The 25,374-nt window shown below is 72.9% G+C and carries 19 protein-coding genes; 5 read left to right on the forward strand and 14 right to left on the reverse strand.

Translation table 11 applies throughout. The features are described from left to right. Positions 1 to 61: 61 nt before the first annotated feature. Genes ccsB through hemL form a run of 6 tightly spaced genes read right to left on the reverse strand, consistent with a single transcriptional unit; the run spans position 62 to position 6,057 of the window. The gene (ccsB, locus tag ABUL08_RS22290) at positions 62 to 1,045 is read right to left on the reverse strand and encodes a c-type cytochrome biogenesis protein CcsB (RefSeq protein ID WP_350931907.1); all 984 of its coding nucleotides are present in this window, start codon (positions 1,043 to 1,045) and stop codon (positions 62 to 64) included. Continuing rightward, the gene (gene resB / locus ABUL08_RS22295) at positions 1,045 to 2,667 is read right to left on the reverse strand and encodes a cytochrome c biogenesis protein ResB (protein WP_350931909.1); all 1,623 of its coding nucleotides are present in this window, start codon (positions 2,665 to 2,667) and stop codon (positions 1,045 to 1,047) included. Before resB ends, ccsB begins: the two co-directional genes overlap by 1 nt. Further along, positions 2,667 to 3,494 carry a cytochrome c biogenesis CcdA family protein gene (locus ABUL08_RS22300; protein ID WP_350931910.1) on the reverse strand — a complete coding sequence of 276 codons (828 nt, stop codon included), beginning with the start codon at positions 3,492 to 3,494 and terminating at the stop codon, positions 2,667 to 2,669. The genes resB and ABUL08_RS22300 overlap by 1 nt, the downstream gene beginning before the upstream one ends. After that, complete coding sequence (locus ABUL08_RS22305) at positions 3,494 to 4,066, reverse strand: TlpA family protein disulfide reductase (RefSeq protein ID WP_350931911.1); 573 nt, start codon at positions 4,064 to 4,066, stop codon at positions 3,494 to 3,496. The genes ABUL08_RS22300 and ABUL08_RS22305 overlap by 1 nt, the downstream gene beginning before the upstream one ends. A gap of 1 nt (position 4,067) precedes the next feature. Continuing rightward, positions 4,068 to 4,715 (reverse strand): histidine phosphatase family protein, encoded by a 648-nt coding sequence (locus ABUL08_RS22310; protein WP_350931912.1) that lies wholly within the window; start codon positions 4,713 to 4,715, stop codon positions 4,068 to 4,070. Between the two features lie 4 nt (positions 4,716 to 4,719). Continuing rightward, complete coding sequence (hemL, locus tag ABUL08_RS22315) at positions 4,720 to 6,057, reverse strand: glutamate-1-semialdehyde 2,1-aminomutase (protein WP_350931913.1); 1,338 nt, start codon at positions 6,055 to 6,057, stop codon at positions 4,720 to 4,722. Positions 6,058 to 6,220: 163 nt separating this feature from the next. Here hemL and ABUL08_RS22320 point away from each other — a divergent pair, with 163 nt between their 5' ends. After that, on the forward strand, positions 6,221 to 6,553 hold the full coding sequence (locus ABUL08_RS22320) for an STAS domain-containing protein (protein ID WP_350931914.1): 333 nt from the start codon (positions 6,221 to 6,223) through the stop codon (positions 6,551 to 6,553). A 317-nt stretch (positions 6,554 to 6,870) separates the two neighbouring features. Here ABUL08_RS22320 and ABUL08_RS22325 read toward each other — a convergent pair whose 3' ends face one another. After that, complete coding sequence (locus ABUL08_RS22325; protein ID WP_350931915.1) at positions 6,871 to 8,463, reverse strand: ABC transporter permease; 1,593 nt, start codon at positions 8,461 to 8,463, stop codon at positions 6,871 to 6,873. Then, positions 8,460 to 9,386 carry an ABC transporter ATP-binding protein gene (locus ABUL08_RS22330; RefSeq protein ID WP_350931916.1) on the reverse strand — a complete coding sequence of 309 codons (927 nt, stop codon included), beginning with the start codon at positions 9,384 to 9,386 and terminating at the stop codon, positions 8,460 to 8,462. Before ABUL08_RS22330 ends, ABUL08_RS22325 begins: the two co-directional genes overlap by 4 nt. Positions 9,387 to 9,479: 93 nt before the next feature. Here ABUL08_RS22330 and ABUL08_RS22335 point away from each other — a divergent pair, with 93 nt between their 5' ends. After that, positions 9,480 to 9,989 carry a GbsR/MarR family transcriptional regulator gene (locus tag ABUL08_RS22335; RefSeq protein WP_350931917.1) on the forward strand — a complete coding sequence of 170 codons (510 nt, stop codon included), beginning with the start codon at positions 9,480 to 9,482 and terminating at the stop codon, positions 9,987 to 9,989. 4 nt (positions 9,990 to 9,993) lie between these two features. Here ABUL08_RS22335 and ABUL08_RS22340 read toward each other — a convergent pair whose 3' ends face one another. Together ABUL08_RS22340 and ABUL08_RS22345 are read right to left on the reverse strand one after the other, a co-directional pair. Beyond that, positions 9,994 to 10,551, reverse strand: coding sequence for a response regulator (locus ABUL08_RS22340; RefSeq protein ID WP_350931918.1), 558 nt, complete (start codon positions 10,549 to 10,551; stop codon positions 9,994 to 9,996). Then, on the reverse strand, positions 10,548 to 14,912 hold the full coding sequence (locus tag ABUL08_RS22345) for a HAMP domain-containing protein (RefSeq protein WP_350931920.1): 4,365 nt from the start codon (positions 14,910 to 14,912) through the stop codon (positions 10,548 to 10,550). The genes ABUL08_RS22340 and ABUL08_RS22345 overlap by 4 nt, the downstream gene beginning before the upstream one ends. A 224-nt stretch (positions 14,913 to 15,136) precedes the next feature. Here ABUL08_RS22345 and ABUL08_RS22350 point away from each other — a divergent pair, with 224 nt between their 5' ends. Next, positions 15,137 to 17,224, forward strand: a complete 2,088-nt coding sequence (locus tag ABUL08_RS22350) for a SpoIIE family protein phosphatase (protein WP_350931921.1) — start codon at positions 15,137 to 15,139, stop codon at positions 17,222 to 17,224. Positions 17,225 to 17,255: 31 nt separating this feature from the next. On the opposite strand, the gene ABUL08_RS22355 is transcribed toward ABUL08_RS22350, so the two are convergent. Further along, entirely contained in the window at positions 17,256 to 18,671 is a 1,416-nt protein-coding gene (locus tag ABUL08_RS22355) for an FAD-binding oxidoreductase (protein WP_350931922.1), read from the reverse strand. Between the two features lie 112 nt (positions 18,672 to 18,783). Between ABUL08_RS22355 and ABUL08_RS22360 the strand changes: the two genes are divergently transcribed. Both ABUL08_RS22360 and ABUL08_RS22365 read left to right on the forward strand, forming a co-directional pair. Beyond that, on the forward strand, positions 18,784 to 20,874 hold the full coding sequence (locus tag ABUL08_RS22360) for a S9 family peptidase (RefSeq protein WP_350931923.1): 2,091 nt from the start codon (positions 18,784 to 18,786) through the stop codon (positions 20,872 to 20,874). After that, entirely contained in the window at positions 20,871 to 21,008 is a 138-nt protein-coding gene (locus ABUL08_RS22365) for a hypothetical protein (RefSeq protein WP_350931924.1), read from the forward strand. Before ABUL08_RS22360 ends, ABUL08_RS22365 begins: the two co-directional genes overlap by 4 nt. A 13-nt stretch (positions 21,009 to 21,021) precedes the next feature. Here ABUL08_RS22365 and ABUL08_RS22370 read toward each other — a convergent pair whose 3' ends face one another. The 3 genes from ABUL08_RS22370 to ABUL08_RS22380 all read right to left on the reverse strand — a co-directional run bounded on the left by ABUL08_RS22370 (position 21,022) and on the right by ABUL08_RS22380 (position 25,374). Further along, positions 21,022 to 23,142 carry a bifunctional polysaccharide deacetylase/glycosyltransferase family 2 protein gene (locus tag ABUL08_RS22370; RefSeq protein ID WP_350931926.1) on the reverse strand — a complete coding sequence of 707 codons (2,121 nt, stop codon included), beginning with the start codon at positions 23,140 to 23,142 and terminating at the stop codon, positions 21,022 to 21,024. A gap of 2 nt (positions 23,143 to 23,144) precedes the next feature. Continuing rightward, on the reverse strand, positions 23,145 to 23,570 hold the full coding sequence (locus ABUL08_RS22375) for a hypothetical protein (protein ID WP_350931927.1): 426 nt from the start codon (positions 23,568 to 23,570) through the stop codon (positions 23,145 to 23,147). Positions 23,571 to 23,835: 265 nt separating this feature from the next. Then, complete coding sequence (locus tag ABUL08_RS22380; RefSeq protein ID WP_350938774.1) at positions 23,836 to 25,374, reverse strand: SpoIIE family protein phosphatase; 1,539 nt, start codon at positions 25,372 to 25,374, stop codon at positions 23,836 to 23,838.

Genomic DNA, 25,374 nt, shown 5'->3' on the forward strand with positions numbered 1-25,374 from the left:
CGCGACACGCCGAAGACGCGGTCGGTGAAGTGCAGACGATCATGGAACCCGCAGCAGCGGGTCAGTTGACTCCGGCGTAGGAGTGCAGGCCGGTGAAGAAGAAGTTGACCCCGAAGAGGTTCATCAGCATGGTCGCGAAGCCAATGATCGAGATCCAGGTGGCCACGTTCCGCTTGATGCTCGGCGTCGCCCGGGCGTGCAGATAGCCCGCGTACACCACCCAGGAGATGAACGCCCACGTCTCCTTCGGGTCCCAGCCCCACGCCCGACCCCAGGCCGCCTCGGCCCAGATCGCGCCCGCGATCACCGCGAAGGTGAAGATCGGGAAGGCGAAGGCGTGCAGCGCGAAGGTCAACCGCTCCAGGCCGGCCGCCGTCGGCAGCCGCCGGGCCAGGGTGTACGGGAAGCTGCGCCGCCCCTGCTCCCAGCCGGACCGCATCAGGTAGGCCGTCGCGGGCACCACGCCCAGCAGGAAGATGCCCGAGGCGAAGACGATCGTCGAGACGTGGATCACGAACCAGTACGACTGGAGGGCCGGCATCAGCGGGGTGACCTGGACATAGAGCTTCAGCTCGGCGAACGCCAGCAGCAGCACCATGACCAGGGTCAGGAAGAGCCCGAGCCTCCGCAGCTGCGGGCGCTTCGCCAGCACGGTCAGCCAGGCCGCCGACCCGATCCAGGTGACCGTCAGCACGAACTCGTACATGTTGCCCCAGGGCATCCGCTCGGCGGCGATGCCCCGGGTGACCAGCGCGCCCAGGTGCAGCGCGGCGGCCAGCGCGGTGAGCCCGACGGCGATCCGGCCGGCCAGCGCGGCGCGGGAGGCCGAGCGGCTGGGCCGGGTCACGCCCGGGCCGGCGGCGGCTTCCTCGACGATCCCGCCCGGGCCGCCGACGCCCGCGCCGACCAGCTCACGGGCCGGTACGGCGGCCGTCGCGGGGACCGCACGGACGTTGCCGAGCGCGTACTCGACGGCGTGGCTGATCATCGCGACCAGGTACGCCAGGATCGCGTACGTGACCAGCTGGTCGGAGAGTGCGGACATCACTCGTCTCCTTCTCGCGCCCGCCGGTCGGGCCGCCCGTCGTCGCTGACCGCGGCGAGGAGCTGCGCGAACTCGTCGGCGAACCCTGGATGCTCGGTGCGCGGCAGCCCACCGGCCTCCACCAAGCTACTACCGCCCGTCGGAGATCCACTGTCGGGGGGCGTGACCCGGAACCAGACCCGGCGACGGCGGGCGAAGAGCGAGCCCATCAACCCGGCGAGCAGCACCACGCAGGCGGCCAGCATCAGCGTCTGCCCCGGCGCGTACCGGACGGAGAGGGTGACGTACGGCTTGCTGCCGAGGAACTCCAGCGTGCTGCCGTCGTCCAGGGTCCACTTCTCGCCGACGCCGAGCTTCTTGTCGCCGACCTGCTTGAGCTTGCCGTTGGTGACCTGCCGCTGGTCCAGCTTGTAGACCGAGCCGGGGATGCCGGCGTCCAACCCCAGGTTCCCCCGGTACGCGACCAGCACCACCGCCGGGTTCCGCTCCGCCGGGAACTCGGACTTCACGAACGGCGCGCTCTCCGGCGCGGTCGGCAGATAGAGCCCGTCGAAGGCGACCTGCTGGTCGGCGGCCCGCTTGCCGGTCCTCGGGTCGACGTTGGCGTCCGGGAAGGCGGCCACGCCCTCACCGGTCAGGCCGATGTCGCCGTTGGTCAGGAACGGCACCGTGCTGGTCTGGCTGCGGCCGTACCGGTCGGTGTACTTCAGGATCGGGGCGTACCCGTGGCCGAGCAGGTAGACGTTCGCGGGGCCGAGCCGCAGCGGCGAGTTGACCGAGAAGTCGGCGGTCCGCTTCGCTTCCCCGTCCGGCTCGTCCACCGTCACCCGGGCCCGGAAGCTCTCCGGCTGCCCCGACGGCAGGAACTTCGCCTCGAAGTCGTCCAGCGTGAGGCAGAACGGCGGCAGGTCGGCGCTGTCCACCCGGGCGCCGAGGGAGGCCTCGCTGTACTGCTGGCGGGTGTTGCAGAAGGCGTTCTCCTCCCCCGCCACCAGCAGCCGGTTGCCGTGCCAGCCGTACCAGGAACCCACCGCCACGCCGAGCAGGATCGCCACCAGCGAGGTGTGGAAGAGCAGGTTGCCGGTCTCCTTGAGGTAGCCCTTCTCGGCGGAGACCTCGTTGCCGCGTACCGCCACCCGCCAGCGGCGGCGGCGCAGCACGGCCGCGACGGCCTGCGCGTCGGCGGCGGCCGGGGCCGCCAGCACGGCGTGCTGGGGCAGCCGGTCGAGCCGCTTCGGCGCGGCCGGCGGCGTCATCCGCAGCGCCCGCCAGTGGTCCCGGACCCGGGGCAGCACGCAGCCGACCAGCGAGGTGAAGAGCAGCAGATAGATCGCGGAGAACCAGACCGAGCCGAAGACCTCGAACATGCCGGCCTGGTCGAGCCGCGGGGCCAGGTCGGGGTGGTCGACGAAGTACTGGTTGACCTTCTCCGGGTTGACCCCGCGCTGCGGCAGCACCGAGCCGGGGATCGCGGCCACCGCGAGCAGGAAGAGCAGGACCAGCGCCGTACGCATGCTGGTGAGCTGCCGCCACGAGTTGCGCAGCAGGGCCAGCAGCGGGTTCGGCCGGCGCCGGGGCGCCTCGGCGGGCGGGCTCGCCGGCCGGTCGTCCACGGTCGTCATCAGATGCTCACCTCGCCGGGGCCCACGGTCGTCTGCAACCAGATCAGGAAGTTCTGCCACCCGCCGGTGACCAGCGCCAGGCCGATCAGGATCAGCAGGGCACCGCCGATCCGGGTGACCCAGCGGCTGTTGCGCCGCACGGCGCGGAAGACCCCGAGCAGGCGCTGGAAGCCCAGCCCGAAGACGACGAACGGTACCCCCAGCCCGAGGCAGTACGCCACGGCCAGCACCACCGCCCGGTCGGTCTGCCCGCCGGTCGCGGCCATGCCGAGCACCGCGCCGAGCGTGGGGCCGGTGCACGGCATCCAGCTCAGCGCGAAGACCGCGCCGAGCACCGGTGCGCCGAGCAGGCCGGCCGCGGGGAGCCGGTGAATCCGGAACTCCCGTTGCAGGCCCGGGACCACGCCGACGTAGCCGAGGCCCAGCACGATGATCAGCAGGCCGATGACGACCTGGAACGTCCGCTCGTACTCGAAGAAGATCCGGCCGAAGCCGGCGAAGAGGATCGCGGTGGCGGTGAAGACCACGGTGAAGCCGGCGATGAAGAGCAGCGTCCCGGCGAGCACCCGGCCCTTGACGGCGGCCACGGCCACCCGCTCGCGCACCGCCACGCCACCGCCGCCGCCGGGGTCACGGTCGGGATCGGTGGGAGGCCTCCGCTCACCTTCGAGTTCGGCGCCGGCGAGGCCGGTGACGTAGGAGAGGTAGCCGGGCATCAGCGGCAGGACGCACGGGGAGAGGAAGCTCACCAGGCCGGCGAGCGCCGCCGCGCCGATCGCCAGCAGCAGCGGACCGGAGCGGGCGAGTTCGCGGAACGTCTCGCCCATCAGCGCGATCCGGCGGCCGGCTGCTCGGCGGCGATCCGCTCGACGATCGGGCGCAGGCCGTCCTGGGTGACCGCGGCGCGGACCACCACGGCGATCCGGCCGTCCCGGTCCAGCACGACCGTGGCGGGGATGGTGTTCGGCGGGATGTCCAGCGCCAGCGCCAGGCGGCTGGCCGGGTCGAAGATGCTCGGGTACGTGACCCGACCCTCCTCGAAGGCGACCGCCTTGTCCCGGCTGTCCTGCACGTTGATCCCGAGGAAGGTCACCCCGGAGCCCTTGGTGGCCTGGTAGGTGGCCTCCAGGTCGTCGGCCTCGGCCCGGCAGGGCGCGCACCAGGAACCCCAGAAGTTGACCACCACCACCTGACCGCGCGCCTGGCTGACGTCGTACGTCCCGCCGGTGAGCAGGTCACCGGCGAGCTTCGGGGCGGCCGAACGCTGGTCGGGTGCGCACTCGACGATGCCGTCGCGGTTGGTGCAGCGGCTCTCCTCGTTCCCGGAGGAGCAGCCGGCCAGCGCCGTCCCGGCGGTGACGGCGGTGAGCAGGGCGGCGAGCAGCCTGCGGGAACGCATGTCAGGCCCCCTTGGCCGTCCGGGCGGTCGGCGAGGTCGCCACCAGATGGGCGGCCGGCTCGGAGTAGCCGATACCGACGATCTTGGCACCGTCGAAGTGGAACGTGGTGAGGCTGGCCAGCCCGCACTGCCGCTTGCGCGGGTCGTGCCAGAGCCGCTTGCGCTCGACGTACCGGCGGAGCGTCCAGATCGGGAGCTGGTGGGAGACGAGCACAGCCTCGCGGCCGTCGGCGGCGACCCGGGCGGCGTGCAGGGCGGCGAACATCCGCTCGGCGATCGCCTGGTACGCCTCACCCCAGGACGGGGTGACCGGGTCGCGCAGCACCCACCAGTTGCGCGGGTCACGGAACGAGCCGTCGCCCGGGGAGACCTTCTTGCCCTCGAACCAGTTGGCGCTCTCGATCAGCCGCTCGTCCACCCCGACCGGCAGGCCGAAGGTCGCGGCGATCGGCTCGGCGGTCTGCTGGGCGCGCTCCAGCGGGCTGGCCACCACGTGCACGACGGTCCGCTCGGCGAGGGCCTGGGCAGCGGCCTTGGCCATCTGGACGCCCAGTTCGGAGAGGCGGAAACCGGGCAGCCGGCCGTAGAGGATGCCGTTCGGGTTGTACACCTCGCCGTGCCGCAGCACGTGCACCACCGTCTGACTCATGTGATCAACCCCCGTGTCCCGCCGCTGCGGCGGCCCGCGCCGCACCCGGGAGGGCCGCGGCGATCTGCTCCATCGCGGCGTCGTCGATGGCCGCCGAGACGAACCACGACTCGAACGCGCTCGGCGGAAGGTAGACGCCGGCGGCGAGCATCGCGTGGAAGAACGCCTTGAACGCGGGCACCTGCTGGGTGCGGGCGCTGTCGTAGTCGACCACGTCGCCGTCGGTGAAGAAGATCGAGAACATGCTGCCCGCGTACGAGAGGCGGTGCGGGACCCCGGCGGCGGCCAGGGCGTCGGCGGCCAGCTTGCCCACGACGGCGGCCGTCTCGTCGAGCCTGCGGTAGAGCGCGTCGTCGGCCAGCCGCAGTGTGGCCAGGCCGGCGGCGCAGGCGAGCGGGTTACCGGAGAGGGTGCCGGCCTGGTAGACCGGGCCGGCCGGGGCCAGCCGGGCCATGATCTCGGTCCGGCCGCCGAAGGCCGCGGCGGGCAGCCCGCCACCCATGACCTTCCCGTACGTCCACAGGTCGGCATCCGACGGGTCGAGGCCGTGCCAGCCGGCGCGGGAGACCCGGAACCCGGTCATCACCTCGTCGACGATGAGCAGCGCGCCGTGCGCGTGCGCGATGCGGGCGAGCTGGCTGTTGAAGCCGTCGCGCGGGGCGACCACGCCCATGTTGCCGGCGGCTGCCTCGGTGATCACCGCGGCGATGTGCTGGCCCTCGGCCGCGAAGGCCGCCTCGACCGCCGTGATGTCGTTGTACGGCAGCACGATGGTGTCGCCGGCCGCCGCGCCGGTCACGCCGGGCGAGTCGGGCAGCCCGAAGGTGGCGACGCCGGAGCCGGCGGCGGCGAGGAGCGCGTCGGAGTGGCCGTGGTAGCAGCCGGCGAACTTGATGATCTTGGCGCGACCGGTGAAGCCGCGGGCCAGCCGGATCGCCGACATGGTGGCCTCGGTGCCCGAGTTGACCAGCCGGACCTGCTCGACCGGGGTGCGGTCGACGATCTCGGCGGCCAGCTCCACCTCACCGGGCGTCGGGGTGCCGAAGCTGGTGCCGAGGCCGGCGGCCTCCCGCAGCGCCTCGACCACCTGCGGGTGGGCGTGCCCGAGGATCAGCGGCCCCCAGGAGCAGACCAGGTCGACGTAGCGCCGCCCGTCGGCGTCGAGGAGCCAGGGACCCTCCCCCCGGACCATGAAGCGCGGGGTGCCGCCGACGGCACGGAACGCGCGCACGGGGGAGTTGACCCCGCCCGGCACGATGGCCTTGGCGCGGTCGAACAGGGCCTCGGAGGCCGGTGCGTCGGCCGGGTAACGGCCGGATCCGGCGGAAAAGGTATCGGTCACGATGCGGCCATTGTGTCAGCGCCGGACGGCGAATCGGCACCCACCCCGCAGCAGGGTTACCGGGCTCACCCGCCACCTGCGGGGAGAGGTCGACACCGGGCGGCCGGACAGCCGGCGGTCCGCTCGGCGGGCCGGCCGGTCGAGATCGCGATAGGCTGACCGCGTGGATCGTGCCGAACTGTCCATCACGCTACACCGGACGGGCGATGAAGTGGTTCTTCGCCTCGCCGGTGAGATCGACATGCTCACGGCCGCCCAGCTGTCGACAGTCGTCAATGAGGCGCTGGCCGACCCGCCACCCCGCATCGTCCTCGACATGGGTGGCGTGACGTTCTGCGACTCGCAGGGCCTGGGCACCCTCGTCGTGCTCAGCCGCAAGGCCAGCCACGCGCAGAGCCTGCTGGTGCTCAGCAACGTCGGCGACTTCCTGCTCCGCGTCCTCGACATCACCGGCCTCCGCTCCGCCCTCATGATCAAGAACGAAACCGCCCCCTGACCCCTCGCACCGCCACGCCCGCACCCCCGCCGCCCCCGGCTTGCCCCGACCGCACGCCGCGCCGACCGCCCGGGTTGATCAAGAAGTTTGCGTCGCGAGCAGGCCGCTTTCTGACGCAAACCTCTTGATCAACGCGGATCCCCGCGCCCCGCGCCCCGCGCCCCGCGCCCCGCGCCCCGCGCCCCGCGCCCCGCGCCCCGCGCCAAGATCGTGCTCGATCCTGGAAGTTGTGGGGTCGGACGGGGTCGGATGCCACTCGATCCTGGATCGAGTGCGATCTTGCGGCAGCAGGGCGTGCGGAGAGCGGCGGCGTGGGGTCAGGTGGTGGGGATGTCGCGGCGGGTGAAGGCGGTGAGGCCGGTGGCGGCGAAGAGCAGGGCCGCGGCGGTCAGGAGCCAGAGCGGGGTGGGGTGCCAGTGGGCGCCGAGGACCTGCGGGGTGTGGGTGAACGGGGAGACGTCCAGCAGCCACTGGCTCAGCTTGAGGACCGCGCCGAGCTGGCCGAGCAGCACGCAGACCGCCAGCACCGCCCAGGCCGACGGGGCGAGTCGGGGCAGCAGGCCGTAGAGCAGCACGGCGAGGCCGGCCAGCACCCAGGCCGCCGGTAGCTGCGCCAGCCCCGCGCCGACCATCCGGGGCAGCTGACCCGACACGTCGTGGACGCTGACCCCGTAGGTGAGGCCGATGGCGAACCCGGTCACCGCGAGCACCACCGCCGGCCCGAGCAGCGCGAACGCCAGGTGGGACCGGAGCCAGCGGGACCGGTGCACCCCGGTCGCCAGCAGCGGTTCGGCCCGGCCACCGGTCTCCTCGGCGCGCATCCGCAGCGCCGCCTGGATGCCGAAACCGGCCGCCGCCCACCCGGCGAGGCCGAGCGACGTGCCGAGGTAGGCGTCGGCCATCCCCTGGGCGCCGCCGATCCGCGCCATGATCTCCTCCAACTGCGGGTTGCCCTCGACCGACCGGCCAGCCGCCTGGGCGGCTCCGCCGAGGATCAGCCCGAGCAGGCCGAAGCCCACCGACCACCAGAGCAGTTGCCCCCGGTGCAGACGCCAGGCCAGCCCGAACGGCCCGGCCAGGGCCGACCCGCCGGCGGCCGGACCGAGCCGGGGCGGCAGCAGCCCGGCGCCCAGGTCGCGGCGCACCGAGAGGGGGTACGCGACCGCGGCGAGCAGCACCGAGAACAGCACCGGCAGCACCAGCACCCACCATCGGTCCCCCTCGTACGCCCGGACGCGTGGCGCCCAACCCAGCGGCGAGAGCCAGCTCAGCCAGTCCCGTTCGGTCGTGTCACCGGCGAGGCGCAGCCCGAAGGCCGCCCCGAGCACGGCGACCGCGATCCCCCGGGCACCGCCGGCCGTCTCGGTGAGCTGGGCGGCGAGTCCGCCGACGGTGGCGAAGACGATGCCGGTCAGCGCGGCGCCCAGCCCGTACGACAGCGAGCCGGCCGTCGGCAGCCCGGTGGCGATCAGCCCGGCGGCGGTGAGCAGCCCGAGCAGCAGGTCGGCGGCGTACGTGACGGCGAGCGCGGCGGTCAGTCCGGCGTACCGGCCGAGGACGGAGCCGCCGAGCAGTTCCCGCCGGCCGGCCTCCTCCTCGGTGCGGGTGTGCCGGATGACGGTGAGCAGGCTGGCCAGCGCGATGAGCGTCAGCAGGAAGCCGCCCCGCTGGGCGGTGAGCGCGCCGACGCTCTCCCCGTAGAGCGGGCCGAGCAGGGCGACGATGGACGGGTTCCGGCCGGTGCCGGCGGCGTACGCGGCCCGCTCGGCGGGGGTGGCGAAGAGTTCGATGAAGCTCTTCGCGTAGGAGACGGGCAGCACGGCGAGGACCAGCACCCAGAGCGGGAGCAGCAGCCGGTCGCGGCGCAGCATCAGCCGGGCCAGGTGCCGGGCCCCGGTCAACGTGCTCATCGGGTCGCCCCAGCGGGGGAGTCGGCGGGGTCGGCGGTCCCGGTGGACTCGTAGTGGCGCAGGAACAGCTCCTCCAGCGTGGGCGGCTGGCTGATCAGGCTGCGTACGCCGAGTTCGGTGAGCCGGCGCAGCGCGGTGTCCAGCGCGGCGGTGTCCACGTCGAAGCGCACCCGGTTGCCGTCGATCCGCAGGTCGTGCACTCCGGGCAGGTCACCGATCCCGTCGAGCGGGGCGGCGACCTCCGCGTCGATCGAGGTGCGGTGCAGGTGGCGCAGCTCGGTGAGGGTGCCGGTCTCCACCGACCGCCCGTTCCGGATGATCGTGACCCGGTCGCAGAGCGCCTCCACCTCGGCGAGGATGTGGCTGGAGAGCAGCACGGTGCGGCCGTCCTGGCGGGCCCGGCGGATCCAGTGCTGGAAGACCTCCTCCATCAGCGGGTCCAGCCCGGAGGTGGGTTCGTCGAGGACGAGCAGTTCCACGTCGGAGGCGAGGGCGGCGACCAGGCCGACCTTCTGCCGGTTGCCCTTGGAGTAGGCCCGCCCCTTCTTGCGCGGGTCCAGCTCGAACGATTCGAGCAGCTCGGCGCGGCGCTTCGGGTCCAGCCCGCCGCGCATCCGGCCGAGCAGGTCGATCACCTCGCCGCCGGAGAGGTTGGGCCAGAGGGTGACGTCACCCGGGACGTACGCCAGCCGGCGGTGCAGGGCGACGGCGTCCCGCCACGGGTCGCCGCCGAGCAGTCGGACGGCCCCCGCGTCCGCCCGCAGCAGGCCGAGCAGCACCCGGATGGTGGTGGACTTGCCGGAGCCGTTGGGGCCGAGGAAGCCGTGCACCTCCCCGGCGCGCACGGTGAGGTCGAGTCCGTCGAGCGCGCGGATCCGGCCGAAGGTCTTCACCAGGCCGGACACCTCAATCGGAGTTTCCATGTTTTGGAAGCTACGCTTATTTCATAAACTTGTGAAGACACTGACACCTGAGGCACGATCGGGTCCACGACACGCCGCGAGGAGCCCGCACCCATGCCAGACGACGACCGCCCCGCCCGCAACGAGGAGGAGGTCCACCTCTTCGTCGAGCGGATGGCGATGGCCTGGGCCGACGTCGGCTTCCCCCGGATGGCCGGCCGGGTGCTCTTCGCCGTGATGAGCGCCGACGAGCCACTGACCGCCGCCGAGATCGGCGAGCGGCTGGGGGTCAGCGCGGCGGCCGTCTCCGGCGCGGTGCGCTATCTGACCCAGTTCGGCATGCTGGTCCGCGAGCCGGTGAAGGGCTCCCGGCGGGACCACTACCGGATGCCGGAGAACCCCTGGTACGAGGCGACCATCGTCAAGACCAGCATCTACAAGAACTTCATCGACATCGCCAGCGGCGGCGTGGACGCCCTGCACGGGCGGGCCACGCCGGCCGGCGAACGGGTGGCCGAGATGCGGGACTTCTTCCTCTTCGTACAGGAGGAGATCGACTCGCTCGGTGAGCGGTGGCGGGCCCGGCGCGCCGCGACGGGACACGGCGGCCGGGCCGACGCCTGAACGGTCAGTGCGTGTTGCCCCAGCGGGCCTGCTCCAGCAGATCGACCGCGCGGTCCCGGGCCTCCGTGCTGTCGTCGGCGCGCAGCAGCGCACTCGCCTCGTCGACGGCGTCGGTGAGCGCCCGCCACTGGGCGTCCCGCTCCCGGACCACGTCGGACTGGGCGGCGAGCTGCCGGGTCTTCACCCACAGCTCCACGAAGACCGACACCTTCGCCCGCAGCACCCACGGGTCGAACGGCTTGGTCAGGTAGTCGACCGCGCCGACCGCGTAGCCGCGGAGCGCGAGCTGGGCGTCCTTGTCCGCCGCGGTGAGGAAGATGATCGGCACGTGCCGGGTCCGCTCCCGCCGCTTGATGTGGCTGGCCGTCTCGAACCCGTCCATGTCCGGCATCTGGGCGTCCAGCAGGATCACCGCGAAGTCGTCCACCAGGAGCTGCTTGAGCGCCGCCTCGCCGCTCTCCACGGCGACCGACTGCACCGGGAGCCCCTGGAGGATCGCCTCCAGCGCCATCAGGTTCTCCCGACGGTCGTCGACCAGCAGCGCCTTGGCCATCTGTGTCACGAATTCTCCTCGCCTCGGCCACCGCTGATCCAGGAGGCCATCAACTCGATCAGCTCGTCCAGGTCCACCGGCTTGGTGATGTAGTCACTGCCCCCGGCCGCCAGCGCCGACTCGCGGTCCCCCGGCATCGCCTTCGCGGTCAGGAACACGATCGGCAGGTCGGCGAAGCGGTGGTTGCGCCGGATCTGCCGGGTCGTCTCGTACCCGTCCTGGTCCGGCATCATCGCATCCATCAACACGATGTCCACCTCCGGATGCTCCGCGAGCAGGCGGACCCCGTCCGCCCCGTTGTCCGAGTACAGCACGGTCATGCCGTGCAGTTCCAATGCGCTGGTCAGCGCGAAGACGTTCCGGACGTCGTCGTCGACGATCAGAACGGTCACCCCGTCCAGCCGCCGGGTCGACGGAGTCTCCGCCGGCTGCGGCACGTCCATCGGCATGAGCAGGGAAGACGGCAGGCCCGCGCGGCTCGGCGAGGGGGCCTGCGGCGCCACCACCGCGTCCGGCGCCAGCACATCGGGTACGAAGAGAGTGAACGTCGAACCCTGCCCGGGCGCCGACGAGACGCTGATCGCACCACCCAGCAGTCGCGCCAGGTCCCGGCTGATCGACAGGCCCAGCCCGGTGCCGCCGTACCGCCGGCTGGTGGTCCCGTCCGCCTGCTGGAACGCCTCGAAGATCAGCGACAGCTTGTCGTCGGAGATGCCGATCCCGCTGTCGATCACCGTGAAGGCGATCACCTGCCGGGCGTTGGTCAACGCCGGCACGTCGAAGACGGCGTTCTCGGCGGCCGGGGCGATCCGCAACGTCACCGCGCCGTTGTCGGTGAACTTCATCGCGTTGGAGAGCAGGTTGCGCAGGATCTGCTGCAACCGCTGGGCGTCGGTGACCAGCGCCGGCGGCAGGTCCTTGGCGATGCGTACCTGGAAGTCGAGGCCCTTCTCCTCGGCCTGCGGGGCGAACGCCTGCTCGACGTAGCCGCGGATCTCCGAGAAGCGGATCTCGGTCGGCTCGACGTCCATCCGGCCCGCCTCGATCTTCGACAGGTCGAGGATGTCGTCGATCAGCGAGAGCAGGTCCGAGCCGGAGCCGTGGATGGTCCGGGCGAACTCGATCTGCTTCGGCGTCAGGTTCTGCTCCGAGTTCTCCACCAGCAGCCGGGCCAGCAGCAGCAGCGAGTTCAGCGGTGTACGCAGCTCGTGGCTCATGTTCGCCAGGAACTCCGACTTGTACGCCGACGCCCGGGTGAGCTGCTGCGCCTTGTCCTCCAGGCCGAGCCGGGCCAGCTCGATCTCCCGGTTCTGGGTCTCGATGTTGGCCTTCTGCTCCGACAGCAGCTGGGCCTTGTCCTCCAGCTCGGCGTTGGTGCGCTGCAACTCCGCCGACTGCTCCTGCAACTCGTGCGCCAGCCGCTGCGACTGGGCCAGCAGCTCCTCCGTACGCCGGTTGGCCTGGATGGTGTTGACCGCCACCCCGATGGTCAGCACCAGCCGCTCCAGGAACGCCAGGTGCAGCTCGGAGAAGGTGGTCACCCCGGCGAACTCGATCACGCCGAGCAGCTCGCCCTCGAAGAGGACGGGGAGCACGACCAGGTCGGCGGGGGGCGTCTCGGCCAGCCCGGAACGCAGCACCAGCCGCCCGTCGGGCTGGGCGTTGACCCGGATCGTCCGGCGGGACAGGGCGGCCTGCCCGACCAGGCCCTCGCCGGGCCCGAAGGTCACGTCGTGTCCCCGCGCCACGTAGCCGTACGACGCCGTCAGCCGCAGCCGCATGCTGCCGTCGGAGCTGTCCGCCAGGAAGAACGCGCCGAGCTGCGCGTCCACCAGCGGGGTCACCTCCATCATGATCATGCGGCAGACCTCGCCGAGGTCCCGCTGACCCTGGAGCAGGCCACCGATCCGGGCCAGGTTGGAGTCCAGCCAGCCCTGCTCGGCGTTCTTCTTGGTCGTCTCCCGGAGGGTGACGATCATCTGGTTGATGTTGTCCTTCAGCTCGGCGACCTCGCCCTGCGCCTTCACCGCGATCCGCTGGGTCAGGTCCCCCCGGGTCACCGAGGTGGAGACCTGCGCGATCGCCCGGAGCTGGGTGGTCAACGTCGAGGCGAGCTGGTTCACGTTCTCGGTGAGGTCCCGCCAGGTGCCAGAGACCCCCTTCACCTGGGCCTGACCGCCGAGCTTGCCCTCGATGCCGACCTCGCGGGCCACCCGGGTCACCTCGTCGGCGAACGAGCTGAGCTGGTCGACCATCGTGTTGACGGTGTTCTTCAGCTCCAGGATCTCGCCCTGCGCGTCCACCGTGATCTTCTGGCCGAGGTCGCCCTTCGCCACCGCCGTGGTGACCGAGGCGATGTTGCGCACCTGACCGGTCAGGTTCGACGCCATCGAGTTCACGTTGTCGGTCAGGTCCCGCCAGGTACCGCTGACGCCCTTGACCTGGGCCTGACCGCCGAGCTTGCCCTCGGTGCCCACCTCGCGGGCCACCCGGGTCACCTCGTCCGCGAACGACGAGAGCTGGTCGACCATCGTGTTGACCGTCGACTTCAGCTCCAGGATCTCGCCCCGCGCGTCCACGGTGATCTTCTGCGACAGGTCGCCCTTCGCCACCGCGGTGGAGACCTGGGCGATGTTCCGCACCTGGGCGGTCAGGTTCGACGCCATCGAGTTCACGTTGTCGGTCAGGTCCCGCCAGGTGCCGGCCACGCCGCGCACCTGCGCCTGGCCGCCCAGCTTGCCCTCGGTGCCCACCTCACGGGCCACCCGGGTCACCTCGTCGGCGAACGACGAGAGCTGGTCGACCATCGTGTTGACCGTCGACTTCAGCTCCAGGATCTCGCCCCGGGCATCCACGGTGATCTTCTGCGACAGGTCGCCCTTGGCGACGGCGGTGGTGACCGAGGCGATGTTCCGCACCTGGCTGGTCAGGTTCGACGCCATCGAGTTCACGTTGTCGGTCAGGTCCCGCCAGGTGCCGAGGACGCCCTTGACCTGGGCCTGGCCGCCGAGCTTGCCCTCGGTGCCCACCTCGCGGGCCACCCGGGTCACCTCGTCGGCGAACGACGAGAGCTGGTCGACCATCGTGTTGACGGTGTTCTTCAGCTCCAGGATCTCGCCCTGCGCGTCCACCGTGATCTTCTGGCTCAGGTCACCCTTGGCGACCGCCGTGGAGACCTGCGAGATGTTGCGGACCTGACTGGTCAGGTTGCCGGCGAGCTGGTTCACGTTCTCGGTCAGGTCCCGCCAGGTGCCGGAGACGCCGCGTACCTGCGCCTGACCGCCCAACTTGCCCTCGATGCCCACCTCACGGGCCACCCGGGTCACCTCGTCGGCGAACGAGCTGAGCTGGTCCACCATCGTGTTCACGGTGTCCTTCAGCTCCAGGATCTCGCCCTGCGCGGCGACCGTGATCTTCTGACTGAGGTCGCCCCGGGCAACCGCCGTGGAGACCTGGGCGATGTTCCGCACCTGGGCGGTCAGGTTCGACGCCATCGAGTTGACGCTGTCGGTCAGGTCCTTCCAGGTGCCGGCGACGTTCGGCACCTCCGCCTGGCCGCCCAGCTTGCCCTCGGTGCCCACCTCCCGGGCCACCCGGGTCACCTGCTCGGCGAAGAGGCGCAGCGTGTCGGTCAACGAGTTGAAGGTGTGCGCCAGCTCGGCCACCTCGCCCTTCGCCGACACGGTGATCTTCTGCGACAGGTCACCCTTCGCCACCGCCGTGGCCACCTGCGAGATCGACCGCACCTGGTACGTCAGGTTCGACGCCATGGTGTTCACCGAGTCGGTGAGGTCCTTCCAGGTGCCGGCGACCCCGCGTACGTCGGCCTGGCCGCCGAGCTTGCCCTCGGTGCCCACCTCGCGGGCCACCCGGGTCACCTCGTTGGAGAAGGACGAGAGCTGGTCGACCATCGTGTTCACGGTGCGGCCGATGCGCAGGTACTCGCCGCGCAGCGGGCGACCGTCGATCTCCAGCGCCATGTGCTGGGAGAGGTCGCCGTCAGCCACCGCCACGATCACCCGGGCGATCTCCGTGGTGGGTCGCCCCAGGTCGTCGATGAGCGAGTTGACCGCCCGCTGCCCCTCCGCCCAGGAGCCGTCCAGACCCTCGTCGTCGAGGCGTTCGGTGAGCCGGCCGTCCCGGCCGACGATCCGGCTGATCCGGCGCAGGTCCAGGTGCTGCCGCTCCTGGAGCGACACCACGTCGTTGAAGGCGTCGGCCACCTCACCGGCCTTACCGGCCCGCCGGGGCAGGCGTACGCGCAGGTCACCGCCGCGCACCCGCCGCAGCGCCTCGACCAGCTCGCCGAGCAGCACCTCGTGGTCCGGCGCGGACGGGTCCGCGGCTACCGACTGTTTCGCCGTGGTCATCATTCCTCGCTCAGCTCGGGGCCACCGGCTCGTGCCGACACGCCGCCATCCCACCATTCTGCCCGCGCGACCGTCGAGCCCACGCCCACCGACCACACGCCACGCCACACCGTCCCCACACCGCGTGATCATGGGGTGGACGGTTCGATCCGTCAGATTTTCCGCCGCCGACCCCATGATCGCCGGCAAGAACGGCGAGCAGGTTGGCAGTCGGGGTGGGGGCGGTGGAGGATACGGAGGTGTCAGGAGCGGAGGCGGGGCCCCCGGGGACCGGCGCGGCCGAGGACCACGTCCGGCACGTGCGGCTCCCCGCCGACCGGCGTACGCCCGCTGCCGCCCGCGCGCTGGTCCGCTCGGTGCTCGCCGAGGCCGACCTGGACGAACTGCTCAACGAGGCGCTGCTGCTCACCACCGAGCTCTCCACCAACGCCGTCGAACACGCCCGCACCGAACTCGACATCGAGGTCGTCGCCGACCGCACCGGGCTGACCGTCACCGTCTCCGACTTCGCCGCCGGCCCGGTGGACGAACTGGTGGTGGGCGTCCGCAACGACACCCCCGAGATCGACGAGGTGTCCCCGCGCGGGCGGGGACTGCTGCTGGTCGACCACTTCGCCAGCCGCTGGGGCACCACCTACCTGCCCACCGGGAAGGGCGTCTGGTTCCGGCTGGACCGCGCCGGCACTCCCCCGCCGGCGAGAGCCACCGCCGGCCACCCGCGGGTCCCGGACGCGGGCGGCGCCGACACCGACGGCAGCACGCCGAGCGCCGCCGCGATGAGCGAGCTGATGCAGATCAGCCCCGACCCGTACGCGGACGACCCGCTGCCCGAGTTCGCCACCGGGCTGCTGACCCGGCTCGCGGAGATGGTCGGCGCGGCCGGTGGCGTGGTCCGGCTGGACCGCGGTGACGCCCAGGGCGCCCAGCTACTCGCCCGCTACGGCCGGCAGCCCCGGGCGAGCAACGAACTGCTCCGGGTGCCGCTCGCCGTGCACCGCCCGTACGCCGGTGAGCTGGAACTCGACGCGGCACCCTCGGCGTACGCCCGGCCGCTGGCGATCCTGGCCGCCGAGCGGCTCTCGCTGCACCTGGAGAACGACCGGCTGCGCCGACTGGACGTCCGGCGGCAGGCCTGGTTGACCTTCCTCGCCGAGGCGAGCGAACTGCTCGCCCAGTCCCTCGACGTCGAGCTGACCATGGCGCTGATCCCGCAGCTGGTGGTGCCCCGGCTGGGTCAGTGGTGCGCCGTGCACACCACCGACGAGTGGGGCCGGCTGCGGCTGGCCACCGCCACCCACGCCGACGAGTCGGTGCTGCCGCAGCTGCACAAGGTGCTCCAGGAGACCGGCCCGGACTCGATCCAGGCCCGGCTGCGCGAGGCGTCCCGGAGCGCGGCGCAGGTGCCGCTCGCGGGCCCGATGGAGGGCTTCGCCGTCCCGCTGATCGCCCGTGGCCAGCGGCTCGGCACCCTCGCGGTGGGTCGCCACCAGCGGCACCGGCACGACCCCGACGAGGTCTCGGTGCTGGAGGACGTGGCCCGCCGGGCCGCCCTGGCGATCGAGAACGCCCGCATCCACGCCGAGCGGCGGCGGGTGGCGCAGACCCTCCAGCAGTCGCTGCTCCCCCCGGTGCTCCCGGTGGTGGAGGGCATCGGCTTCGCCGCCGAGTACGTCCCCACCGGCGACGACGCCGAGGTCGGCGGCGACTTCTACGACGTGGTGCCGCTGCCGGACGGCCGCTGGCTGGTGGTCATCGGCGACGTCTCCGGCAAGGGCGTCCAGGCGGCGGCGGTCACCGGGCTGGTCCGGGACGTGATCCGGGTGCTCGTCGGCGACGGCAAGCCGCTGCCGGAGGTGCTGGCCCGGCTCAACGAGACGCTGGTGGAACGGGGTGGCGGCCGGTACTGCACGCTGGCCCTGGCCGCCGTCGGGCCGGGCCGCGGCGACCAGCTCGACGTGGCGCTGCACCTGGCCGGGCACGACCGGCCGGTGCTGCTCTCCAGCGCCGGGGGCGCCGGTTTCGTGGGCACCGGTGGCACCGCCCTCGGGCTGCTCGACTCGATCACCACGCCGACCGCGGACGTCCCGCTCGGCCCGGGTGACGCGCTGGTCTTCTACACCGACGGGGTGACCGAGCGGCGGCGTGGCCGGGAGCTGTTCGGCATCGACCGGCTCCGCGACGCGGCCGTCCCGCTGGCCGGCTATTCGGCGGACGTGGTGGCCGCCCGGCTCCGGGCCACCGCGATCGGCTTCTCCGTCGAGGCGCCCCGCGACGACATCGCCATCCTGGTGCTGCGCAACGACGCCCTCTGAGCCGGCCGGTCCCGCCGGGGCCGAGGACGGCTCACAGGCCGCCGGGGAGCCGGCCCGGGGCCAGCCGCTGGTGCGGGTCGAGGTGTTCCTTGGCCGCCCGGAGCCGGGGCAGTGAGGGCAGCTCACCCCACAGGTCGACCGCCCGGCGGACCGGCGGGGGCGCCGCCACCACCGTGCAGCGGCCCTGCCGGGCGAGCAGCACTCCGCGTACGGCGGTGACGATCGAGGCGACCCGGTCGGTGGGGAGGGCGGCGGGCAGCACCGCGTGCACCGTGCCGACGCCCGCCGAACCGCGAACCGGCACGGGAGCACCGGCCGCGTCACGCAGCGCGTAGACGGCGGCGTGCAGGTCGTTGATGGGCACCTCGATGCGGAGTGCGGTGTCCCCGGGGCCGAACGGGTAGCGCCCCCACCACTCCGGGGCGGTGTGGCCGGCGGTGGCCTCGGGGCCGAAGAGGGTGGTCAGCCGCTCGGCCCGTTCCGCCACGTCCGCCGGGCCGCCTTCCAGGAGCACCACCAGGCTGCCGGCGGCGGCCGGTCGACCCGTCCGGCCGGTGACCGCCGGGTGGTCGGGACGGTGGACCACGGACGGGTGGGACGGGTGGACCCGGCGGCGGGGCAGCGGCACCGGGACCGGGAGGTCCAGCTCGATCGCCGCCGGGTCGAGCCGGGCCGCGAGCACCGCCCGGACCAGGTCGTTGACCTCCAGCGGGGTCCAGACCGGGCGGGAGACCCAGACCCGGCCGGCTGGAACGGGCTGCACCCGCATGGTGGCCGAGACCAGCACCCCGAGGCCGCCCTGCGAGCCGCAGAGCAGCCGGGCGACGTCGAAGCCGGGCAGGTCGGCCGCGCCGGGCAGGTCGCCGGCCCGGGCGCCGCGCGCCGGAGCGGCCCGGCCGAGCAGCGCCGTGCCCGGCTCGCCGACGCTGACCAGGTCGCCGTCGGCGTCGAGATAGCGGACGCCGACGAGCTGGGCGCAGGGGCTGCCGTGCCGGTGGCGCAGCGGGCCGGCCTCGTCGGCGGCGAGCACCCCGCCGAGGGTCGCACCGGGCGACGGGGCGTCCACCGGGAGCCGCTGGCCGGTGCGCTCCAGGGTGGCCTGGGCCGCGCGCAGCGGCGTCCCGGCGCCGATCTCGGCGACTCCCGCGCCGCGCGGCTCGTGCCACACCCCGGCGAGCCGGCCGGTGTCGAGCATGATGTCGACCTGGGCCGGGGCGGCACCCCAGTCGATCTTCGTGCCGGCACCCCGGGGGACGACGGCCAGGTCGTGCGCCGCGGCGAGCCGGATCACCTCGGCGGCGGCGTGCGGACCGCCCGGCACGGCGACCCAGCGGGCGGTGCGGCCGGCGACCTCGTCGGCCGGGCCGGCGAAGCGGGCGAAGGGGGGACCGCAGATCTCCGCGAGTCGCCGGGTGATCTGGTCCGTCACGCTCACTGCAGCCGCCATGGCGGTTATCGTACATGTGTTCGAAAGGCGTGGTGGCGGATCGCGGTCACCCGTCGGCGGACCCGGCCTCGCCGGCCGCGACCGGGAGCGGTCGACCGGTAACGTGACGGCCGTGACCACCGAGACTTCCGCGCCCGTCGCCAAGCGCGTCCCGACCGAGCGCACCCACCACGGCGACACCGTCCTCGACGAGTACGCCTGGCTGGCCACCAAGGACGACCCGGAGACGATCGCGCACCTCACCGCGGAGAACGCGTACACCGAGGCGCGCACCGCCCACCTCGAAGGACTCCGCGCGGAACTGTTCGAGGAGACCCGCCGGCGCACCCAGGAGACCGACCTGTCGGTGCCCACCCGCAAGGACGGGTACTGGTACTACAGCCGCACCGTCGAGGGCCAGCAGTACGGCGTGCACTGCCGCCGGGCCGTCCGCGACGGCGAGACCACGCCCCCGATCAGCGCCGACGGCGCCCCGCTGGACGGCGAGGAGGTGCTGCTCGACGGCAACCAGCTCGCCGAGGGGCACGACTTCTTCGCGCTCGGCGCGTTCGACGTCAGCCCGGACGGCCGCTGGCTGGCGTACTCGACGGACTTCGACGGGGACGAGCGGTTCACCCTGCGGGTCAAGGACCTGACCACCGGCGAGGTGCTCGCCGACGAGGTGCCCGACACCTTCTACGGCACCGCCTGGTCGGCCGACGCCTCGACGCTCTTCTACGTCACGGTCGACGAGGCGTGGCGGCCGAACCGGGTCTGGCGGCACACCATCGGCACCCCGTCGAGCGAGGACGTGGTGGTCCACCAGGAGGACGACGAGCGGTTCTGGGTGGGCGTCGAGCTGACCCGCTCCGAGCGGTTCGTGCTGATCGACATCCACAGCAAGATCACCAGCGAGGTACGGGTCATCCCCGCGGCCAACCCCACCGGCGAGCCGGCGATCATCGCCCCGCGCCGGCAGGGCGTCGAGTACGCCGTCGAGCACCACGGCCACCGCTTCCTGATCCTGCACAACGACGGGGCCGAGGACTTCGCGCTGGCGTACACCTCGGCGGACGCGCCGGGCGACTGGACGCCGCTGATCGCGCACTCCCCCGGCACCCGGCTGGAGTCCGTCGACGCGTTCGAGAACCACCTCGTCGTCTCGCTGCGCGTCAACGGGCTGACCGGGCTGCGGGTGCTGCCGATCGGCGGCGGCGACGCGTACGACATGACCTTCCCCGAGCCGATCTACAGCGTCGGGCTCGACGCCAACCCGGAGTACCGCACCAACGAGGTCCGGTTCCGCTACACCTCGCTGGTCACCCCCGACTCGGTCTACGACTACGACCTGGTCAGCCGGGAGATGGTGCTGCGCAAGCGGAAGCCGGTCCGGCCCGGGCCGGACGGTCGCCCGTACGACCCGGACGACTACGAGCAGCACCGCGACTGGGCGCTCGCCGACGACGGCACCCGGGTGCCGATCTCGCTGGTCTGCCACCGGGGCACCCCCCGCGACGGCTCCGCCCCCGCCGTCATCTACGGCTACGGGTCGTACGAGGCGAGCATGGACCCGTGGTTCTCCATCGCCCGGCTCTCCCTGCTCGACCGGGGCGTCATCTTCGCCGTCGCGCACATCCGCGGCGGCGGTGAACTCGGCCGGCGCTGGTACGACGAGGGCAAGCTGCTGGCCAAGAAGAACACCTTCACCGACTTCGTGGCCTGCGCCCGGCACCTGGTCAAGGCCGGCTGGACGGCCAGCGACCGGCTGGTGGCCCGGGGCGCCTCGGCCGGTGGCCTGCTGATGGGCGCGGTGGCCAACCTGGCCCCGGACGCGTTCGCCGGCATCGTCGCGCAGGTGCCCTTCGTGGACGCGCTCACCTCGATCCTCGACCCGTCGCTGCCGCTGACCGTGACCGAGTGGGAGGAGTGGGGCAACCCGCTCGACGACCCCGAGGTCTACGCGTACATGAAGTCGTACACGCCGTACGAGAACGTGGCGCCCCTGGACTATCCGGCGATCCTGGCGGTGACCAGCCTCAACGACACCCGGGTGCTCTACCACGAGCCGGCGAAGTGGGTCGCCCGGCTGCGCGCGGTCGCCCCGCAGGGCGACTACCTGCTCAAGACCGAGATGGGCGCCGGCCACGGCGGTCCCAGCGGCCGCTACGACGCCTGGCGCGAGGAGGCGTTCATCAACGCCTGGATCCTCGACCGGCTGACGTGACGGAAGGCGCGGCCCGACGCGGCACCGCCTGGGTGATCCTCGCGGTGGTCGCCGCCGCCCTGGTCGTCTGCTGCTGCTCGGCGGTCATCGGCCTGGCGGTCTCCTGGTCCACCGGCCTCTTCCACCCGCGCTGACCCCGCCCCGGGGTCAGCGCGGGGCACCGCCCGGCGCCGCGACCAGGGCGGCGGCCTCGCCGGTACGGGCCATCCGCTGCCAGCGCAGCCGGTTGCCGACCACCGCGGTCACCACGGACTGCACCACGACCAGGTACATCACCTGCCGGTAGACCAGTTGCTGGAACGGCAGCGTCCACAGCGGACCGAACCGTTCCCGGTCCAGCCGCAGGGCGTACGCGGCGGTGAAGCCCTGGAGCAGGAGCAGTCCCGCCCAGGCGAGCAGCAGCGACGACCAGGGCAGGAAGATCAGCCCGTAGAGGGCGAAGACGTCGACCGCCGGGGCGGTCAGCGGCAGCACGATCTGGAAGACGGTCAGGTACGGCAGCCCGCGCCGGCCCAGCCTGCCGCCGGCACCCGACTCGCGCAGCGCGTGCCGGTGCTTCCACATCGCCTGGAGGGTGCCGTAGCACCAGCGGTAGCGCTGCCGCCACAGCTGCCGCAGCGAGGACGGGGCCTCGGTCCAGGCGATCGCGTTCTCCTCGTACACCACCCGCCAGCCGGCGCGGAGCACCTTCATGGTCAGGTCGGTGTCCTCGGCGAGGGTGTCCGCGGGGACGCCGCCGACGGCCAGCAGCACCTCGCGACGGAACGCGCCGATCGCACCCGGGATGGTCGGCATGCACTCCAGCACGTCGTACATCCGGCGGTCGAGGTTGAAGCCGATCACGTACTCCAGGTGCTGCCAGCGGCCGAGCAGCCGCCGCCGGTTGGCGACCTTGGTGTTGCCGGAGATCGCGCCGACCCGGGCGTCGGCGAAGCCCTGCACGAGCCGGTGCACGGTGTCCGGCTGGAAGACGGTGTCCCCGTCGACCAGCACCAGCAGGTCCGCCCGGGCCGCCCGGATGCCGGTGTTCAACGCCGCCGGCTTGCCGGCGTTGGCCTGCCGGATCACCCGTACGCCGCGCAGCCGCAGCCGTTCCACGATGTCGGCGGTGCCGTCGCTGGACCCGTCGTCGACCACGATCACCTCCAGCGCCGGGTAGGCGCTGGACACCAGGGACCGCACGGTGGCGGCGATGTTCGCCGCCTCGTTGTACGCTGGCACGATCACCGAGACCGGGGCGTCCACCGGCCACCCGGGACGGGGCCGGCGGACCCGGCGCACGTGCACCTGGGCGCAGATCACCTGCACCACCAGCCGGGCGACGCCGAGCACCAGCGCGACACCGAGCAGCAGGTTCATCAGCCCGGTCAGCCCGTCGGCCACGCTCTGCGCCCAGCGCAGCGTGGTGCCGCTGAGCCGGGCGCCGACGGTGGCCGGCACCATCGAGTCGGGTGCGCCGATGCCCGCCGAGACGGTGGTGAACCGGTAGCCGTCGCGGGTCAGCCGGGTCAGCAGCTGGTCGAGGGCGGCCACGGTCTGGGCGCGGTCACCGCCACCGTCGTGCAGCAGCACCACCGCACCCGCCCCGCCCTGCGGGGTGGCCGCCCGCACGATGGCCGGCACACCCGGCCGCTGCCAGTCCCTGGCGTCCCGGTCGGCGAGGACGGCGACGTGTCCCGTGCCCGCCGCGCTCCGCAGCGCCTCGTACTGCGGTGCGGTGAGCGACTGGACCGTCGACGAGTACGGCGGCCGGAACAGGGTCACCTCCCGGCCGGTGGCACCGGCGATCGCCGAGCGGGTCCAGGAGAGTTCGGCGGCGGCGCGCCAGGGCGGTACGGCGGTCACGTCGGCGTGGGTGAAGGTGTGCGAGCCCAGCTCGTGCCCCTCGGCGAGGATCCGCCGGACCAGCTCGGGGTGCTCGTCGACCCGCGCGCCGACCACGAAGAAGGTGGCGTGGGCGTGGTGCCGGCGCAGCACGTCGAGCACCTGCGGCGTCCAACGCGGGTCCGGCCCGTCGTCGAAGGTCAACGCCACGGTGCGGGCCGGCAGTCGACGGCTGACCGGGGTCGGCCCGTCCAGCCGGAGCACCGGACCACCGGAGGTGACCAGCGACGACGCCGGTGAGGCGGACGCGTCGGACGGTCCGGAGCCGCCGCCGACGTTGGTCACCAGGGCGTGGAAGCTGAGCGCGGCGAGCAGGACGACGAGACCGAGCAGCAGCAGCACCCAGTGCGCCCGGGGGTCACGGCGGGCTACGTGGCGGGCCATCGTCAGGGCTTGCCCGGGGTCCTGCTCGGCTTGGCCGTGTTCCGCCGCGTGTCGCCGTGGCCGGGCACGGACGGCTGGGGTGCCGGCGCGGTGGTCCGGGTCGCGGTGCGGGCGGGGGCGGCGGCGGAGGTGGGCGCGGAGGACGGCACGGGTGCCGTGGTGGTGGTGACCGGGGTGGGCCGAGGGCTCGGGCGGGGCTTTCCGCCGGGTGCGGCGGGGGCGTCCACGCCGGCCTCGATCGGCGGCGGCACCCGGTTGTCGGACCAGCCGGGCAGCGGCACCCGGGAGTCGAAGAAGAGACCGGCGAGGATCAACCCGAGGCTGGTGAGGAGGCCGAGGCCCATCGCCGTACCGGCGATGACGCTGATCCGGCGACGCCGCCCGGTCCGGTCGACGAACACCGGCGATCCGCCGGGCTGGTTCTGCATGGCTGGTGATCTCCTGATGTCCCGCGTGCCGCCGGCCGGTGCGCGCCCGGCCCGGGGCCCGCCGAGCGGACCCCCGCAACCAAGAGCGCCCGCGGCGGGACCGGCGTCACATCAGCGGCGAAGGCCCCCGTCCGCCGCCCGGCGTCGCCCGTCGCGTCCATGAAGGCGTACGTGGCGGTCAGCACGGCCGGCTCGACCTCGAAGCTCCGGCCGGTGGCACGGGCCAGGTCCCCGCCGTGCACGGTCAGCCGCCGCTCGAAGTCGATCAGGGGCGGCGGACGGCGACCACGGCGACGTCGTCGTGGATCTCCGGCGGGGCCAGCTCGACCAGCAGCCGCTGGCAGAAGGCGTCGAGGTCGTCGTCCACCCGGGAGGCGACCCGGGCCAGCGCGGCCAACCCGTCGTCGATGGTCGCGTCCCGCCGCTCGATCAGCCCGTCCGTGTAGAGGACCAGCGTCGCCCCGGCCGGCAGCACGAACTCCAGGTCGGTCGGGCGGGGCGCCCGGACGCCCAGCAGCGGGGCGGACTGCTGCACGTACTCGACCCGGCCGTCGGCGCTGATCAGCGCCGGCAGGTGTCCCGCACTCGCCAGCCGGATCAGACCGCTGCCCGGGTGCAGCAGCAGCACGCAGATGGTCGCCAGCTCGTTCGGCAGCAGCGTCCGCATCAGCTCGTTGACGCGCTCCAGGATCACCCCGGGCTGGTGCCCCTCCACCGCGTACGCGCGCACCGCGTGCCGCAGCTCGGCCATCACCGTCGCGGCGTGCAGCGAATGGCCGGCCACGTCGCCGATCGCCACCAGCAGGTGCCCGTCGAGCATCACCAGCTCGTAGAAGTCGCCGCCCACCTCGGTCTGCGCGCTCGCCGGCTCGTACCGGACGGCGAGGTCGAGACCGGCGACCTCGGGCAGCCGGCGGGGCAGCAGGCTGCGCTGGAGGGTCACCGCGATCCGGTGCTCCTCGTCGAAGGAGCGCTGCGCCTCCACCGCCGAGGCGACCGCCTGGGCGAGCTGCACCAGCACTGGCGTCCGTACGGTCTGGGTGGCGGTCGGGACCACCACGTAGAGCGGCGCGCGGTCCTCCCGCAGCTTGGCCGCGGCCACGGTCACCGTGTCATCGGTCGGCCAGTCGATCCGGCCCCACGCCTCCGGCTGCTCCACCCGGATGGTGGCACCGATCGGCACGCCGGAGTCGTCGACCACCCAGGGGATGACGCTCGGCTCCCCGTCCGGGCCCGTGACCACGCCGGCCAGGCAGTCACCGTCGAAGGTCTCCGCGACGACCGCCGCCGGGGACTTGAATATCTGCGCCGCGCCGACCGCCGCCGCCTCCAGCAGCCGGACGAAGTTCGGCGCGGCGTGCATCTGCACGGTGGCCTCGGCGAGCGCGGCGAGCCGCTCGGCGAGCAGCTCGGCCCGCTGCCGGGCGTGGTAGTAGCGGAGCACGGCGTGCGCGGTGGCGATCAGCTCCTCCGGCTCGATCGGCTCGGCCAGGTAGGCGTCGGCGCCCCGGGTGAGACCCTGCGCCCGGTCCACCACGTCCACCGCGTGCGCCGAGACGTGGATGACCGGGGTCGCCGGATGACGCTCCTTGATCCGCTCGCAGACCTCGAAGCCGCTCAGGTCCGGCAACCGTACGTCGAGCACCACCAGGTCGATCTTGTCCGTCTCGACCCGGGCCAGCGCGTCGGTGCCGTTCTCCGCCTCCATGGTGACGAACCCGGCCCTGGTGAGCCAGCTGACCAGCAGATACCGCTTGGTACGGCTGTCATCGACCACGAGTACGGTCGCCCCGCCGCCCTCCAC

Source organism: Micromonospora sp. CCTCC AA 2012012 (genome assembly GCF_040499845.1).
Taxonomy (GTDB): domain Bacteria; phylum Actinomycetota; class Actinomycetes; order Mycobacteriales; family Micromonosporaceae; genus Micromonospora; species Micromonospora mangrovi.

What these genes read in the sequence shown, in the direction of transcription:
- ABUL08_RS22375 (WP_350931927.1), bottom strand. Translation starts at nt 23,570, where the DNA reads ATGCAGAACCAGCCCGGCGGATCGCCGGTGTTCGTCGACCGGACCGGG.
- ABUL08_RS22345 (WP_350931920.1), bottom strand. Translation starts at nt 14,912, where the DNA reads ATGACCACGGCGAAACAGTCGGTAGCCGCGGACCCGTCCGCGCCGGAC.
- ccsB (WP_350931907.1), bottom strand. Translation starts at nt 1,045, where the DNA reads ATGTCCGCACTCTCCGACCAGCTGGTCACGTACGCGATCCTGGCGTAC.
- ABUL08_RS22355 (WP_350931922.1), bottom strand. Translation starts at nt 18,671, where the DNA reads ATGGCGGCTGCAGTGAGCGTGACGGACCAGATCACCCGGCGACTCGCG.
- ABUL08_RS22305 (WP_350931911.1), bottom strand. Translation starts at nt 4,066, where the DNA reads ATGCGTTCCCGCAGGCTGCTCGCCGCCCTGCTCACCGCCGTCACCGCC.
- ABUL08_RS22335 (WP_350931917.1), top strand. Translation starts at nt 9,480, where the DNA reads ATGCCAGACGACGACCGCCCCGCCCGCAACGAGGAGGAGGTCCACCTC.
- ABUL08_RS22370 (WP_350931926.1), bottom strand. Translation starts at nt 23,142, where the DNA reads ATGGCCCGCCACGTAGCCCGCCGTGACCCCCGGGCGCACTGGGTGCTG.
- ABUL08_RS22330 (WP_350931916.1), bottom strand. Translation starts at nt 9,386, where the DNA reads ATGGAAACTCCGATTGAGGTGTCCGGCCTGGTGAAGACCTTCGGCCGG.
- ABUL08_RS22325 (WP_350931915.1), bottom strand. Translation starts at nt 8,463, where the DNA reads ATGAGCACGTTGACCGGGGCCCGGCACCTGGCCCGGCTGATGCTGCGC.
- ABUL08_RS22300 (WP_350931910.1), bottom strand. Translation starts at nt 3,494, where the DNA reads ATGGGCGAGACGTTCCGCGAACTCGCCCGCTCCGGTCCGCTGCTGCTG.
- ABUL08_RS22310 (WP_350931912.1), bottom strand. Translation starts at nt 4,715, where the DNA reads ATGAGTCAGACGGTGGTGCACGTGCTGCGGCACGGCGAGGTGTACAAC.
- resB (WP_350931909.1), bottom strand. Translation starts at nt 2,667, where the DNA reads ATGACGACCGTGGACGACCGGCCGGCGAGCCCGCCCGCCGAGGCGCCC.